This window comes from Streptomyces sp. NBC_00878 (genome assembly GCF_026341515.1).
Lineage (GTDB): Bacteria > Actinomycetota > Actinomycetes > Streptomycetales > Streptomycetaceae > Streptomyces.
This window is the reverse complement of record NZ_JAPEOK010000001.1, coordinates 3,719,538-3,733,816: the sequence shown is the minus strand read 5'-3', so window position 1 is coordinate 3,733,816 and position 14,279 is coordinate 3,719,538. Positions and strand designations below refer to the sequence as shown.

Annotated in this window: 12 protein-coding genes and 2 pseudogenes; 9 read left to right on the top strand and 5 right to left on the bottom strand. The window is 71.1% G+C overall.

Annotation, left to right across the window (positions count from 1 at the left end):
• Nucleotides 1-58 precede the first annotated feature (58 nt).
• The gene (locus OHA11_RS15540; RefSeq protein WP_323186568.1) at nucleotides 59-484 is read left to right on the top strand and encodes an NUDIX hydrolase; all 426 of its coding nucleotides are present in this window, start codon (nucleotides 59-61) and stop codon (nucleotides 482-484) included.
• A gap of 73 nt (nucleotides 485-557) precedes the next feature.
• On the opposite strand, the pseudogene OHA11_RS15535 reads toward OHA11_RS15540, so the two are convergent.
• Both OHA11_RS15535 and OHA11_RS15530 read right to left on the bottom strand, forming a co-directional pair.
• Nucleotides 558-1,039: pseudogene (locus tag OHA11_RS15535) on the bottom strand (LuxR C-terminal-related transcriptional regulator); the annotation flags it as partial.
• A 19-nt stretch (nucleotides 1,040-1,058) separates the two neighbouring features.
• Nucleotides 1,059-1,289: pseudogene (locus OHA11_RS15530) on the bottom strand (two-component sensor histidine kinase); the annotation flags it as partial.
• A gap of 270 nt (nucleotides 1,290-1,559) precedes the next feature.
• Here OHA11_RS15530 and OHA11_RS15525 point away from each other — a divergent pair.
• A complete protein-coding gene (locus tag OHA11_RS15525) occupies nucleotides 1,560-1,979 on the top strand; it encodes a hypothetical protein (RefSeq protein WP_266496616.1) in 420 nt (139 codons plus the stop codon).
• A 102-nt stretch (nucleotides 1,980-2,081) separates the two neighbouring features.
• Here OHA11_RS15525 and OHA11_RS15520 read toward each other — a convergent pair whose 3' ends face one another.
• Nucleotides 2,082-5,015, bottom strand: coding sequence for an ABC transporter substrate-binding protein (locus OHA11_RS15520; protein WP_266496614.1), 2,934 nt, complete (start codon nucleotides 5,013-5,015; stop codon nucleotides 2,082-2,084).
• 380 nt (nucleotides 5,016-5,395) lie between these two features.
• On the opposite strand from OHA11_RS15520, the gene OHA11_RS15515 reads away from it, so the two are divergent.
• The 5 genes from OHA11_RS15515 (at nucleotide 5,396) to OHA11_RS15495 (ending at nucleotide 9,533) form a co-directional block, all read left to right on the top strand.
• Nucleotides 5,396-5,863, top strand: a complete 468-nt coding sequence (locus tag OHA11_RS15515; RefSeq protein ID WP_266496612.1) for an SRPBCC family protein — start codon at nucleotides 5,396-5,398, stop codon at nucleotides 5,861-5,863.
• 320 nt (nucleotides 5,864-6,183) lie between these two features.
• Nucleotides 6,184-6,690 carry a helix-turn-helix domain-containing protein gene (locus OHA11_RS15510; protein ID WP_266496611.1) on the top strand — a complete coding sequence of 169 codons (507 nt, stop codon included), beginning with the start codon at nucleotides 6,184-6,186 and terminating at the stop codon, nucleotides 6,688-6,690.
• A 329-nt stretch (nucleotides 6,691-7,019) separates the two neighbouring features.
• Nucleotides 7,020-7,658 (top strand): hypothetical protein, encoded by a 639-nt coding sequence (locus OHA11_RS15505; protein WP_266496608.1) that lies wholly within the window; start codon nucleotides 7,020-7,022, stop codon nucleotides 7,656-7,658.
• A gap of 10 nt (nucleotides 7,659-7,668) precedes the next feature.
• Nucleotides 7,669-8,931 carry an MAB_1171c family putative transporter gene (locus tag OHA11_RS15500; RefSeq protein WP_266496605.1) on the top strand — a complete coding sequence of 421 codons (1,263 nt, stop codon included), beginning with the start codon at nucleotides 7,669-7,671 and terminating at the stop codon, nucleotides 8,929-8,931.
• Nucleotides 8,928-9,533: a hypothetical protein gene (locus OHA11_RS15495; protein WP_266496603.1), complete on the top strand. Its 606-nt coding sequence runs from the start codon at nucleotides 8,928-8,930 to the stop codon at nucleotides 9,531-9,533. Before OHA11_RS15500 ends, OHA11_RS15495 begins: the two co-directional genes overlap by 4 nt.
• A gap of 12 nt (nucleotides 9,534-9,545) precedes the next feature.
• On the opposite strand, the gene OHA11_RS15490 is transcribed toward OHA11_RS15495, so the two are convergent.
• Together OHA11_RS15490 and OHA11_RS15485 are read right to left on the bottom strand one after the other, a co-directional pair.
• Nucleotides 9,546-10,763 carry a serine hydrolase gene (locus OHA11_RS15490; protein WP_266496600.1) on the bottom strand — a complete coding sequence of 406 codons (1,218 nt, stop codon included), beginning with the start codon at nucleotides 10,761-10,763 and terminating at the stop codon, nucleotides 9,546-9,548.
• A gap of 51 nt (nucleotides 10,764-10,814) precedes the next feature.
• Nucleotides 10,815-11,198, bottom strand: a complete 384-nt coding sequence (locus tag OHA11_RS15485; protein WP_266496598.1) for a hypothetical protein — start codon at nucleotides 11,196-11,198, stop codon at nucleotides 10,815-10,817.
• 157 nt (nucleotides 11,199-11,355) lie between these two features.
• On the opposite strand from OHA11_RS15485, the gene OHA11_RS15480 reads away from it, so the two are divergent.
• Nucleotides 11,356-11,964, top strand: coding sequence for a rhomboid family intramembrane serine protease (locus OHA11_RS15480; RefSeq protein ID WP_266496597.1), 609 nt, complete (start codon nucleotides 11,356-11,358; stop codon nucleotides 11,962-11,964).
• 493 nt (nucleotides 11,965-12,457) lie between these two features.
• Entirely contained in the window at nucleotides 12,458-14,233 is a 1,776-nt protein-coding gene (locus OHA11_RS15475) for a helix-turn-helix transcriptional regulator (protein WP_266496596.1), read from the top strand.
• The last annotated feature ends 46 nt before the right edge of the window (nucleotides 14,234-14,279 follow it).

Here is a 14,279-nt window from a genome sequence, read left to right as displayed (position 1 = left end):
TGGAGTGAAGCGTGACGTAGTGACGCGCCCCGACGGTGGGCAAGGACTCTATGACTGGGTGGAAACGCCGGATCAGGTGCGCATCGCGGCCCTGGTCGACGGCCGGCTGCTCGTCGTCGAGCAGTACCACTACCTCGTGGGGCCCCTGTGGCAACTACCCGGCGGAGCGGTGGATCCGGACGACGAAGATCCGCAGGCCGCCGCTCGCCGTGAGCTGGCCGAGGAGACCGGCTATCGGGGCGGCGCTTGGACCAGCCAGGGAACCCTCTTCCCGCTGCCTGGCGCGACTCCTGCGCGGGTACATTTGTGGCGCGCCGAGCATCTGAACTCCGGGGCGGCAGCCCTTGAACCGTCTGAAGCGGATCTGCGCGTACACCATGTGTCCCTGGCCGACGCCGTGCGGGAGACTCTCGACGGCCGCGTGCGGTGCGCGCCCAGCGCCGCCCTGATCCTGGCGGTGGCCGCCTCACATGGACAGAGGTGAGCCGACGCCAGGCGCGTGAGGCATGGCAGTCCCGATGGCCCCGAGGGCCCGGTAGCTGCTGAGTCTGGGTGCGTCAGGTCACCAGGCCCTGGCGGTAGGCGTGGACGACTGCTTGGGACGCGGTCGCGGAGGTTGAGTTTCGCGAGGATGCGGGAGACGAAGGTCTGACGGTTTTCCGGGCTGATCAGGAGGGTCGCGGCGATCTCGCCGTTGGAGAGGCCGTTCGCGATGAGGCGAAGGACCTCCAGTTCGCGAGCGGCAGTGGGATGTCGGGTGATGTGCCCACGGCGGGGCGGATGCGGGCGGGTGCCTGCCCACGAGTTGGCGTGTCACCTCGGGGTCCAGCAGTGCCGCGCCCGTGCCCACGGTCCGGATCCCCTGGAGCAGTTGGGCCGGCGGCGCGTCCTTGAGCAGGAACCCGCTCGCCCCCGCGCGCAGCGCCTTGTAGACGTACTCGTCCAGGTTGAACGTGGTCACCGCGAGCACCTTGGCGGGATGCGGCACCCCGGCGCCGGCCAGCAGGCGGGTGGCCTCGATGCCGTCGAGCACCGGCACACAACCGGCTCTCCGCCCGTCATGATCGGCTCCCCGCAGGTATCCGCGCCCGTACGACGAAGCCTCCGGCCTTCCGCCGGCCCGCGCTGAAGTCGCCGTCCAGTGCGTCGACCCGTTCGCGGAGACCGGCGAGGCCGCGCCCGCTTCCGCCCGGGGACCCGGCCCGCGAGCCGGAACCGTACGTACTGACCTCCACAGTGATCTCCCTTGCGGCGTGGCGCATTTGGACCTCGGCTCCCGAGTGGGCATGGACATGACCGATATCGTGGCCAGGTCCGTGGTGGTGTGCAGTGGCGGGGGTGGAGTGATGCGGCGACTTTTACTCGTGTGTCTTGCGGCAGTTGTTCTGACCGGTTGCGGTGACTCCGATCCGGCCCCATCACGGTCCGCCAACTCCTCGGCTCCTTCGGCCACTTCTGCTGCCTCGGCCTCCGCCACGCCTCCCTCCGCCACGGCCCCCTCCACCGCAACCCCCTCCGCCACGGCCTCGCCCATCCTGCGGCCCCAGTCCGCGGCCCAGGTGAAGACAGCCCTGGAGAAGGCCTACCCCGGCAAGAAGGCGCAGGTCGCGCGGCTCGAAGGTGACCAGTGCCTCTGGCTCGGTGACACGACGTCCCCGCCCCGGATCGCGGAGAAGAACGACACGGCCGGCGGGTCGTTCGGCAACGAGTGGTTCTGCCGCTTCGGCGAGGGCCTGGAGTACTACAAGGACGCCCGCGTCCTGCCCGCCGCGGCTGCTCCGCCCGCCCTCCCCGCCTGCCGCGCCCTCGACCTCAGTCAGGACATCGACTCCTGGCTCGACACAGAGACCCCCCTCAACGGCTACTCCTGCGTCTACACCGCGGGCGCCCGGGCGGTCCTCCACCCCCGCCGAGCCACCAAGGACGAGTCCGGGCCCTGGGAGGTTCTCTACGTCCTGCTGGAAACCCGCGCCCGCTGACCACCGGAACCTGTGACCGGCCGAACCTGTGACCGTCGGAACCCGTGACTGCCGGAACGTGTGACCACCGGCAGGCCCCAGCCGTTGCCAGGCCGACAGCCGCTACTTGGTCACGTACGCGTTGAGCGGCGACAGGCCGTCCAGGTCCACCTGGAGCCCCTTCAGCCTGGAGGTGTAGAGGAACGTACGGACCGGCACGTACACCGGAATGGCCGCCGCCTGTTCCATCACCCGGCGGTCGACGGTGGACCACTTCTCGCCCGCGGCAGCCACGTCGGCCGTCGCGTTGGCCTCGTCGATCGCGTTGTTGACCGCCGTGCTGTTGAGCCGGGAGAAGTTGGAGGTGGTCGGGAAGGTGTAGCGGCCGTCGAAGGAGTCCGGCAGGAACGCCGATGCCAACGGGAGGCCGCTGCTGTTCATCGGCAGGCGTGCCAGGTCGTACTCGCCCTTGCCGATGTTCTCGTAGATGTCGGAGACGTCGACGTTCTTCAGCGTCACCCGGAAACCGGCCTTGTCCAGGGCCTTCTTCACCGCTTCACCCCGTGCTTCGTCGGCGGTCGTCGCATACGCGAGGGTGAGGGGGAAACCCGACTCGCCGGCCTCGGTGAGCAGCGCGCGGGCGGCGTCGGGGTCACCGTGCGCCCCGGCCCCGTACAGGTCGAAGTCGCGCGAACCGGGGATGCCCGGCGGCATGAGGTGGCTGGAGGCGAGGCCGTCCTCGCCGCTCGCGGCCAGGACGTCGGCCGCCGGGTACGCGGTGGCGATGGCCTGGCGGACCTTCAGTTTCGGTATGCGTTTGGTGTCGACCGAGTACACATGGACGTACGGGGCCGGTGACGTCACCCGCACCGTGCCGCTGTCGGCGGCGCCGTCCGCCGTGCCCAGCCCGTCCTTGTCCAGCGAGCCGGAGAACGTCATCACGGCCGAGTCGGCGTCCGAGCCCGAGTCCGAACTGGCCGCGCGGATACGGGTCTTGATCTCGTCGAGGGTGAGCGCGCCGGTGATCTCGTACCGGTCGGGGTACGCGGTGCGCACCGGGTCCGTGTCCGCGCGCCACTTCGGGTTGCGGGTGAGTGTGAGGTTCTTGGCGTCGGTGAAGGAGCTGACCTGGTACGGGCCTGTCGACGGCAGGAGTGTCGAGGTGCCGGAGATGTCGGCGACCCGCTCCGGCATGGGCGCGCCGCCCGGGCCGGCCAGGACGACGTTGAAGTCGGGGTGGGCGCCGTCGAGGTGGAAGACGATCGTGCTGTCGTTCGGGGTTTCGATGACGCCCGGCGGCATCTCGTGCTCGGTGCCGATACCGTCCGCGTCCTCGGGACCGAACAGGAAGTTGCGCAGGGTTCGGTCGCCCATCGCGAAGGCGTCGGGGTCGAGGGCGCGCTTGATCGCGTACGCGAAGTCCTGGGCGCGCACGCGCGATCCGTCGTTGTACGTGAGGCCCGGTTTGAGGGTGAAAGTCCAGTCGCGGCCGCCCAGCGATGACCGGCCGGTGTCCTGGGCGAGGTCCCCGACGAGGCGGACGGAGCCGTCGGGCTGGGTTCTGAAGGCGGTCAGGCTGCGGTAGACGAGGCGGGAGATCAACCGGTCGGTCCCGGACCACATGTTGCCCGGGTCGAGGGTGGTGATACTGCCCGGTTCGAGGACCGTGACCGTGCCGCCCTTGCGGGCGCCCGTCACCGCCCGGGCGGGGCCCTTGGAGTCGGCGGCGGAACCGAGGGTGAGGGTCTGGGTCTTGGCCACCGGGGCCACCGTGCCGGCCTTGGGCCCGCCCGCGCCGTTCTTCCCGCCCGCCTCGTCGCTGTCGCCGTCGTCGCCGCCGAAGGGCTGGACGACCGAGAACACGATCACGAGCGCGGTGACGACCGCGGAGGCACCGACCCAGGCGATCCGCCGCCCGCGCCGACGAGCGGCTGTAGGTGTGGTCGGGGGAGTGGGCGGCGGCTTGGGGAGAGGTGGTGCGAGCAGGTACGAGGTGGGGTCGGGGTGGAGTTGGGGGGTTGCATCGCTCGTGGCGAGTTGCTGTGGGGGTGAGGCGGGCGCGGGGTGGTGCTGTGCGGGCTGGTGTTGTGCGGGAGTTGCGTCGGCCGGGCTCGCGGGTGCGGTTGAGGCGGAGCCTTGCCCCGGAGGTGCGGCGTGATCAAGTGGAGGGGCCGGTGCGGCCGGTGGGGCCGGAGGCATGGCGGATGCGGGGCGCGGTGGCGCAGGCAGGGCCAGTGTCTCGAACGCCGCTCGTGCCTCCTCCGCCGTCGGCCGCTCACCGACCGGCTTCGCCAGCATCCGCCCCACCAGTTCGTCCCACTCGGGGGCGAGCCCCGGACGCCGTACCGACGGCTTCTGCGGTGTCTCGTACACATGGCAGTGCATCAGCGCCGGCGCAGACGTCGATTCGAAGGGCGGCGCACCGGTGAGCATCTCGTACACCGTGCAGCCCAGCGCGTACACGTCCGTACGGCCGTCGTCCGCGCCCCGCGTGAAGCGCTCCGGCGCCATGTAGGAGAGGGTGCCGATGGGGGAGTCGGCGGTCGCGGTGAGGCGGCCGCCGGTCGTCGCGTCGAGGAACTTGGCGATGCCGAAGTCGAGCACCTTCACCATGCCCTCGTCCGTGAGCATCACGTTCGCCGGTTTGATGTCGCGGTGCACGATGCCGGCCCGGTGCGCGGTCGCCAGAGCCCGGCAGACCTGCGCGGCGAGCACCGCGACCCGCTCCGGCGGCAGCGGCCCGTCGGCCAGCAACTCGCCCACGGTCCGGCCCGACAGCAACGGCATGACCAGGTAGGGGACTTCACCGTCCGTCCCGTGGTCGAAGACCGGCACGATGTACGAGCTGTCCAGTGCGGCTGCGGCCCGCGCCTCCCGCCCGAACATGGCGAGCAGCCGCTCCCGCTCGGCGCCGACCGTGCCCGGCGGCAGGCTCAGCAGCTTGACGGCCACCGGGCGTTCGAGCCGCGCGTCCCTGGCCCGCCACACCACGCCCATACCGCCCGCGCCGATCCGCTCCGTGAGCGTGTACCGGCCGTCCAGGACCGTGTCGCGCATCCGCGCCCCCACTCGTACTCGGCATCGGCGATCTCAATGTACCGACGCCCAGGGCGAGTTGAGGGGTTCCCGGGTGGGATGCGGGGCTTGCGTGACGGGTGTGGATCTCTCGTGTCGACTGCGGTGGGGCGACCCGTGTGGCCCGTATGGCTGGTGTGGCCCGAGTGTCTCGTGCGGAAGCGGTGGAAGCGGCGGAAGCTGCCGGATGTGGCGGGGCGACAACTCGCGTATGTCCTCTGTATGTTGATTCGCCATGGGAAGAGGCGCACAGGTGGTCAACGGTGACGCGCAAGTGGCTGACGGAGACGCGGCAGCCGCCGTACATCCGACCGACGGCACGGCATGGGTGCGCCCTCATGAGACGGCATGGGTGCGCCCTCATGAGTAGGACCGACCGCGCCAGCCGGGTGATCGCGGCACCACCGGCGACTGTCTACGGCGCGCTCCTCGACCGGGCGTCGCTGGAGGCCTGGCTGCCGCCGGAGGGTATGCGCGGGCGGGTCGAGCGGTGGGATCCCCGGCCCGGTGGCGGGTTCCGGATGGTGCTCACCTACCTCGACCCCACCGACAGCCCCGGCAAGACCTCGGATGCGACGGATGTCGTCGACGTCGGGTTCGCCGATCTGGTGCCATCGGAACGCGTGGTGCAGCGGGCGGTGTTCGAGGCCGACGACCCGTCGTACGCGGGCACCATGACGATGACCTGGTCCCTCGCTGCCGCCGGGGACGGAACCGAGGTGACCGTGACCGCCACGGACGTACCAGTCGGCATCGATCAGGCGGACCACGAGGCGGGGATCGCCTCGTCGCTGGCCAACCTGGCGTCGTATGTCGAGGCGGCGGGCTGACTCAAGTCCGTCCCTTCCGGGGGGACTTCACATTCCGGCCATTCCCGAGCGATCGCCCGTGATGGGCACCCCGCACAGGGTCGGGAGCGCCCCCGCGCTCCCGACCCGATCCCCTCCCCCGCGACCCGCTCCCGCTGTTGACGGCGGGGTACGCGCTCCCCCGTGGCTCGCACACGACGCCGTCTACTTTGTTTTACGGGCCTCCCTCAGCATGCCGACGGCCCTACATGATTGTCAATCAAACTTTATGGATCCCGTGCCGCTATCCTCGTTCGTAAACTTCGGCGCACGGGCGAACGCGCGCAGAGAGAGGTGATCGGGTGGAGAGCCGGAATCCGGCGAGCGGGCGCACCATCGCCCAGAAGCTCGACCACCTGATCGGCACCATCCATCCCGCGGACCGGGGCCCGCTCAGCTATATGGAGATCGCCGAGGGGATCCGTACGAAGGCCGGGCCGGACGGGCCGACGGTGTCGCATGCCACGATCCAGAAGATCCGCAAGGGCGAGATCGTGGATCCGAAGGTCAGTACCCTCACCGTGATCGCGGGCTTCTTCGGTGTCCCGGTGACCTACTTCTTCGACGACGCGGTGGCCGAGCGGGTCGACGCCAAGCTCGCCCGGATCAAGGAGCGGGTGGAGCTGACCCGGGCTCAGCGGGAGTTGGTGAAGATCCTGGAGGACGGCGAGGTGCGGGACGTCGCGCTGCGCATGAACGGCCTGTCGGCCGGCAGTATCCAGGCGATCCGCGGCGTGATCGACCAGGCGCGCAGGCTGGAGGGGCTGCCGGAGCCACCGCCCGGCGGGGCGCGGGACACGAAGTCCTGACGCGCACGGGGGGCGGGCTCACGTGCGCGGGATGCGGGCCTGACGCGCCCAGGGATGCGGGCTGACGCGCACGGGATACGGGCCTGTCGTGCGCGGGCACGATTCTGACGTGCGTGGGGCGTGGGGCGCGGGTCTGGTGTGTGTCGTCCGCGGCCGGAATGTATCGGTGCGCGGCACGTCCGACCCCGGGCGGCTTGAGCATGTGCACGCCACCGCTTAGGCTCGTGCGAAAATCCGTTCGCTCCGCCTGGCGGACAACGCTTCGGCCGAACGCCGTGCACACCAGGGACATCCGGTCGGCCCCGGTCCGTCCGGCCAGCGAGGATCGCATGTACATCACGCGCCGCCGCGCCCGCTGTGAGGCCACCGCCGACGTGGTCACCATCCCGCGCCCCTTCGACCTCGACGCCTTGTGCGAGGGTATCGCCGCTCAGCGGGGCCGCCCGTTGCGCCTGGTCGCTCTGGAAGGTGCCCCGGACAGCACCATGCCCTGCGGGGTTCTGGTGGCCACCGAGAACGCGGACCTGATCTTCTACGAGCCGGCGACCAGCGCCCTGCACAAGCTCCAGATCGTGCTGCACGAACTCGCCCACCTGCTTCTCGGCCACGGCGGCCCGGGCACCGAACGGCCCGCGTACGCCACCAGGTTGCTGCCGGGCGGCGAGGGCGGCGAGGGCGGCGAGGACGGCGAGGACATCGCGCGCGTCGCGGGCGAGGAAGACGACGAGGACGACCTCGGGATCGACCTCGACCAGGTGCTGCACATCCTCGGGCGCACCAGCTACAGCGACAACGAGGAGAAGGACGCCGAACTCCTGGCGACGATTCTCAGCCACCGCATCCTCGACCGCGAGGCCACCACGAACCCCGTGCTGGAACGGCTGGGCGACGCCCTCGGCCACCCCATCCGCACCTCCACAGACACTCCCCGAGACCACAGAACCACTCCCCGAGACCCCAGACCGTGAGGGCGTGCGCATGACCACCGTGGTTCTGATCCTGCTGTGGGCGGTCGCCATCTGGCGGGCCCCCTCGGCCGTACGGTCGTCGAAGCAGCGCACCCTGTGGGTCGCCTTCGCCGCGCTGACGCTCGCCATGACCCTGCGTACCCCGGCCGTCATGCACGCCATCGACAGCGGCACCGGCGTCAACAATCTGTCGACCCTGCTCAAGCAGTACCTCGGCATCACGGCGTCGGGCGCGGTCCTGGAGTTCGTGTACGTCATCGCCCGGCCTCAGAGCCGTACCGGAGTACGGCGTCGGATGTTCGCCGCCGGGGCGACCATGGCCGTGCTGACCGTACTGTTCGCCTTCGTGCCGCGCCGGAGCGAAGCCGAGGACTTCTTCGACAGCAGCGCCGGATCCGTCCCCGCCACCGCCTACCTGCTCGTCTGGCTCGCCTACCTGGGTACGGCGATGGCCATGGCCACCTGGCTCTTCTGGGGTTCCAGTCGCCACGCGGGCGCGGGCTGGCTGCGCACCGGCCTGCGGCTGCTCGGCGCGGGCACGGCGGCCGGGGTGGCGTACGCGCTGTCCCGCGCCGTCTACCTCGTGCTGCGCCTCACCGAGGTGGCAGGGCCCGGCAGTGACGCGGACGCGAGCACGGTCACCGACGCGATGAAGCACGCCGCCATCGGCCTGATCCTCGTCGGCAGTTCCGTCCCTGCCGTCGGAGTGGCCTGGCGGGCGGCCCGGCACTGGCGGTACCTGCGCGCGCTGCGCCCCCTCTGGCAGGACCTGACCGGGGCCGTTCCCGAGGTCGTACTGGGCGAGGAGTTGCGGCGCCGGGAGCTACGGATGCGGCTGCACCGCCGAGTCGTGGAGATCCGCGATGCGATCCTCGCCCTCCAGCCGTACGTCTCGGCCGCCCAGCGGGACGCCGCCGAGGCCGCCGCGCCCGCCGCCCGGCGGGACATCGCGGAGGCCTGCTGGATCGAGACCGCCCGCCGCGCCAAGCTCGCGGGCCGAGCCCCGGCCGACGCCGTCCAGCGCCGCGGCGTCGGCTCCGCCGGCGATGACGCCGCCCTCGACCTCGAAGTCGAGGCCCAATGGCTGCGGCGGATCGAGGCAGCCCGAGCCGGCAACACCGTACGAGAGTTCGTCCGCACGCACGGCACCGACAGCGCGCACGGCACGCAGAACACGCACGGCACTGACAGCCCCCACAGCACCGACGGAACCCCCACCCCCGAGTGCTCCGACAGCAGCCACCGCTCCGCCCAGCAGAAAGCCCACCAGTGACCAGTACCGAAACCGTTTCCGCCGCTCCTCCGGAGTCCCGCGCCGCCCGGCTCGTCACCGACCACTTCGAGCCGAAGAACTGGATCCTCGTCGTCACCCTGGTCGTCGGCTGGCACACCGACGGACTGGCCGGGGTCGGCTGGGGGCTGTTCGGCGCGCTGTTCGCGGCCGTCATCCCGGTGCTCTTCATCAAGCTCGGTGTCCGGCGCGGTACTTGGGCCGACCGTCACCTCGGTCAGCGGCAGCAGCGGCTCGTGGTCATGGTCTTCATCATCTGCTCGGTCACCACCGGCACCCTGCTGATGGGCCTCATGGATGCCCCGTCGGCCATGATCGCGCTCATCGCGGCGATGGTCTCGACTCTGGTCGTCCTCATGGCCATCACCTTCGCGTGGAAGATCTCCGTCCACGCCGCCGTCTCCTCCGGCAGCATCGCCATCCTCGCCCTCGACTACGGCCCTTGGCCGCTGGCGGCCTTCCCCCTGGTCGTCCTGGTCGGCTGGTCCCGCATCGCGCTGCGGGACCACACCCCGGCCCAGGTCGTGGCGGGGGCGGCGCTGGGCGCGGCGGTGGCGGGGGCGACGTTCGGGCTGCTGCGCTGACGGGGACAGGCCCTAGCGCGGCGGTACCGGCCGGTCGTACACGTTGCCCGGGGTCGCGATCGCGGTGATCGCGCGGGCGAGGAGTGAGGACGGCTCCTGGCCCTCGTGGGGGACGTCCGTGTTGACGAGGACCACCAACGTGGCCTTCTTCGACGGGAGGTAGACGGTCACGCTCTCGTAGCCCGGGATGGAGCCGTTGTGTCCGATCCAGCCGTCGGACTCGAAGATGCCCAGGCCGTAGTTCGTGCCGGGGAAGCCGGTCGGCAGCATCTTGAGCCGTTCCCGCTGGGTTTGTGGGCTGAGCAGCGTCCCCGTCGCGACGATCCTGGCCCAGCGGCGCAGGTCGTGCAGGTCCGAGATCATCGCCCCGGCCGCCCAGGCCCAACTGGGATTCCAGTCCGTGGAGTCCTCGATCTCGCCGCTCAGGGTCTGGTTGGTGTAGCCGCGCGCGTGCGGTTCGGGGAACTCGGCGCCCTTGGGGAACAGTGTGTGGCGCAGACGGGCCGGGCGGAGCACCTGCCTGTCGATGAAGTCGGCGAGGCGCTGACCGCCGACCTTCTCGATCACCAGGCCGAGGAGGACGAGGTTGCTGTTGGAGTACTGGAACTCCTGCCCCGGCTTGAAGGTGTTCGGGTGCTTGAAGCCGTACGCGAGCACCTCCCGCGGGGTGAACGACCGACTCGGATCGCCCAACAGGTCCTTCGCGAAGTCCGGGTCGGCGCTGTACGGGAACAGGCCGCTGCGCATCTCGGCGAGATGGCGCAGCGTGATCCGGCGACCGCCCGGCACCCCCTCGACGTACCTGGAGATCGGGTCGTCCAGCCGGATCCGGCGGTCGTCGACGAGCTTGAGAAGCGCGGTGACCGTGAAGGTCTTCGTCTCGCTGCCGATCCGCATGAACGGGTCGGTGGTCATCGGCTCGCGGGTGGCGGTGTCGGCGACTCCGGTCGCGCGGACGTAGCTTCCCTCGCCCGGCATCCACAGCCCGACGATGACGCCGGGGATGTTCGCCTCCCGGCGGACGTCGTCGACGGCCTTGTCCAGCCGGGCGGTCAGCTCGGGACCGAGCCCCGGGGACGGGCACTCGCCCTTGTCACAGCGGTCGACGCCGGCGGCATGGACGTTCACGGCGTGGACGGCCGTGGCGGGAATCGCCGTCATCGGGGCCAGCACCGACGCCACGAGCAGCGCTGCGGCGAACAGACGGCGGGAGCGGGTGGTACGTCGCATGTCGGGGCGCCTCTTCCAGATCAAGGGCGTGGCTCGGCTCGAACGGCCACGTCACCATCCGGACCCCGGGCGGAGGCCCCCGTCCGGTACGCGTTCCGGCGAGTTCACTCGTTCGGAGCCGCACGGGCCGCACGGGTTCCTGGGGCTGGCCTGAGGTGGTCCTGAGGAGCTTCGCGACGACCCGGCAGCGGAGTGGCCAGTGTCGTACACCTGCCGTTCGACCGGCGGCTCGGAGCCGTCGTCGTCCGTCCCCGCCCCCGCCCCCGCTCTCGCTCTCGCCTCCGCCACCGTTCCGTACCAGCCGGCGCTCTCGTCCCCGCTGATCCGGCGGACGGCCGGAGGCTCCAGCGCCTCCGTGCGGTCCACCAGGCCGATGCCGGGCACGACCAGTTCGACTATGCGGGTCTCCCGGGCTGCCTGTGATCCGTTGTCCATGGCAGATCACAGTGAGGCCGAAGGCGCACGGTCACCATGCGTAAGAAGTACGAGACCGAGAGTGGTCACCGTCGTTCCGCTTCCCGGTGGTGCGGCGGGAACCGGGCCGGGCCGCCCGTACGTTGAGCGGTACACGAGGGCAGCCAGGAGGTCTCCCATGGCGTACCGACCGTACGACGTGACCCTTCCCGCACCGGCTTCGCGCGGTGAGCGGGCCAAGAGCGCCGCCCTGGTGACGGGTGGCTGGGTCGCCCTGCTGTGGGTCCTTGAGGCCATCGACGCGGCCACCGGCCACGCACTGGACACGTTCGGCATCACCCCGCGCGAGTTCGGCGAGCTGCGCGACATCGTGCCCGCCGCCTTCGTGCACTTCGGCTTCGACCATCTCGCGGCGAACAGCGTGCCGCTGCTCCTCCTCGGCTTCCTCGCCGCGCTGTCCGGCATCCGCCGCTTCCTGGCTGTCGTCACCGTGACCGTCCTCGTCAGTGGTCTGGGCGTCTGGCTCACCGCACCCGAACACTCCGTCACCGCGGGCGCGTCCGGCGTCGTCTTCGGTCTCTTCGGGTATCTGCTCGTCCGCGGCTTCGTGGACCGCCGGATCGGTGACGTGGTCATAGGACTCCTCGTCGGCGCGGTCTACGGCTCGATCCTGTGGGGCGTACTGCCGACGACGGCCGGCGTCAGCTGGCAGGGACACCTCTTCGGACTCATCGGCGGGGTGGCCGCGGCCTTCGCGTTCCGACGCCCTCGCGCCGCCCACGTATAGGCGATACCGGCGATACAGGTGATATGGGCGATATGGGCGCCCGCGTTCGGTCGATTCCACTCCCGCATACGGACTTTCGGCCCGGAGCGCCCCCCGCACGCCCCGGACCGAAAGTGCCCTGTCCCGACTCCGACGGCGGGTCGGGCCAGGACGTCACCGGCGAGCCGCTTCCCCCAAGCGCTCGCCGGTGACGAACTCGTGAGGCCACCGGGCGAAACCGACCCCGTATGTCCGGGCGGAATCGGTGCCGCGCATGCCCCGGCCGGCTGTCGCCACCCCCTCGGGACCGTCCGGACCCATCGCGGGACCGTCCGGACCCATCGCGGGACCGTCCGGACCCATGACCAGTGCTCCTGTTCCGCGGGTGACCAACCCCTTGCTCCCAGTAAGCTCCACATGGACAGGTTCGTTCCTTTCCGTGGCGTTGTGGAGTGGGCGACTGTTGCCAGCGCATATCTGGCAACACGGGGGCGGACAGGGGGCTGTTGGGGGGATGACGATCGAGCACAACGCGTTCGGTACCGAGTTACGCCGACGCCGTATCGCAGCAGGGCTTTCGCTGGGTGAGCTGGCACGCAAGGTGCACTGCAGCCGCAGCTTCCTGAGCCGGGTCGAGACCGGTCTGCGTCGGGCGTCCGTCGAGCTGGCACAGCTGTGCGACCAAGTGCTGGATGCCAAGGGGGCGTTGACCGGCCTGGCGCCGCCGAGCCTCGACTCCTTGCCGAAGGCGGTCCGGAGCGGGCCCGGCAGACGGGCGGCCGGACCGGCCGGAGGAAGCGAGAGACGGTCGGCGGAAGCCCAGCGGCGCCACGAGTTCGACCGGCTGCTCAGACGCGGCGATCTGAGCCACACCACCGGCGACATGCGGGAGGCCGACCGCCACTACCGGGCCGCGCACCGCAGTGCCGAAGGGGATCCGCGGGCCCGGGCCGAGGCCGTCATCAGGATGGCCCGCCGCTGGTCCGACCCCGGACAGGTCGACCACGCACTGCTCCATCTCATCAGGGACAGCCTGGCCGCGTTACAGGGCGACGGCGGAGCCGAGGCGGCCGGCCTGCGGCTGCGCCTCACCGCCCACCTGGCGAAGAAGGTGTCCATGGCGGTCAGCGAGGACACCGCGGCAGGCCGGACGGGCCCCGAGGAAGGGGCGAGGCTGGCCGACGACGCGCTGAGCCGATTACCGAAGGACGGCCGGGACGACGAGGTGCGCTGCGAAGTGCTCACCGAATGCCGCTGGGCGAGATACGACTTCACGCCCGCCGCCGACGCCCTGTCGCTGTCCCAGCAGTTGCACGACGCCGCGGTCCGCCACGACTCCGCCTACTTCCGCGGCGAGGCCCTCATGGCCCTCGTCATCGACCAGCTGCGCACCGGCAGGGTCTACAGCGCGATGGCCACCGCGAGCCAGTACCGCAAGTACGCCGCCGACACCCGCAGCGCCCTCGCCATCTGGCAGCGGCACACCCTGGACGCCCTGCTCGACCTGTGGCACGGCAGGTTCGAAGGGGCGGCGGACTGGATTCTCGGCGAGTCGCCGAAGTACATCGAGCGCCTGCGGGCCGATCTCGCGGTGCCCGCCGACAACCTGCGCCAGACCCGCCTCGGCCAGGCCTTCTGGCTGCTGCGCGAACAGGGCCGGATGGCGGAGCTGTTCGCCTCCGACCTGGCCGAGGACGTCGAACGGCACGGCTACTTCCCCATCTGGCGGGCCGGTCTCGCGCTCGCCCTCTGCGAGACGGGGCAGCACGCCGAGGGAGCGGACCTGCTGGTGGGCTTCGCCGCGGACACCGCGGCCTTCAGCCGGTTCCCGCCCTCCGGCTGGGCCGTGCCCACGCTGGTCGTACTCGCCGAGGTCTGTGCCGCCCTGGACGTCCAGGGCGGATACGAGGCCCAGTTGAGGGAGGTGCTCCCGGGACTGCGCGAGCGGTTGGCGCCGCACGACGGACAGCAGATCGCGCTCGCCGGCTGGCCCACCGTGCTGGTCGGCTCGACCGCGCGGGCCTGCGGACTGCTGGCCCTGGCCGCCGGCGAACCGGAGACCGCCCTCGCCCACTTCCGGCAGGCCGCCGTGCCGGCCCGCTCGTCGCAGCCGGAACTCGCCCGCCTCAGGCTGGCCCGGGCCCGTGCGCTGCGCGGCGTCGCCGGCCCCGGGAACGCCGCCCTCGCCCAGCGTCTCCTGGAGGAGGCGCTGCGCAGCGCGGAGGCGTACGGAATGTCGGGGCTCGCGGCGCAGTGCCGCCCGCTGCTGGAGACCACCGACCGAACCTGACCCCGTGCGCACGGCCCGGCCCCTTGCCGTATGGCCCGGTCCCTTG

Coding starts and splice junctions, on each gene's coding strand:
- OHA11_RS15520 (WP_266496614.1), bottom strand. CDS start 5,015: ATGCGCGACACGGTCCTGGACGGCCGGTACACGCTCACGGAGCGGATC.
- OHA11_RS15515 (WP_266496612.1), top strand. CDS start 5,396: ATGAGTAGGACCGACCGCGCCAGCCGGGTGATCGCGGCACCACCGGCG.
- OHA11_RS15505 (WP_266496608.1), top strand. CDS start 7,020: ATGTACATCACGCGCCGCCGCGCCCGCTGTGAGGCCACCGCCGACGTG.
- OHA11_RS15500 (WP_266496605.1), top strand. CDS start 7,669: ATGACCACCGTGGTTCTGATCCTGCTGTGGGCGGTCGCCATCTGGCGG.
- OHA11_RS15490 (WP_266496600.1), bottom strand. CDS start 10,763: ATGCGACGTACCACCCGCTCCCGCCGTCTGTTCGCCGCAGCGCTGCTC.
- OHA11_RS15485 (WP_266496598.1), bottom strand. CDS start 11,198: ATGGACAACGGATCACAGGCAGCCCGGGAGACCCGCATAGTCGAACTG.
- OHA11_RS15480 (WP_266496597.1), top strand. CDS start 11,356: ATGGCGTACCGACCGTACGACGTGACCCTTCCCGCACCGGCTTCGCGC.
- OHA11_RS15475 (WP_266496596.1), top strand. CDS start 12,458: ATGACGATCGAGCACAACGCGTTCGGTACCGAGTTACGCCGACGCCGT.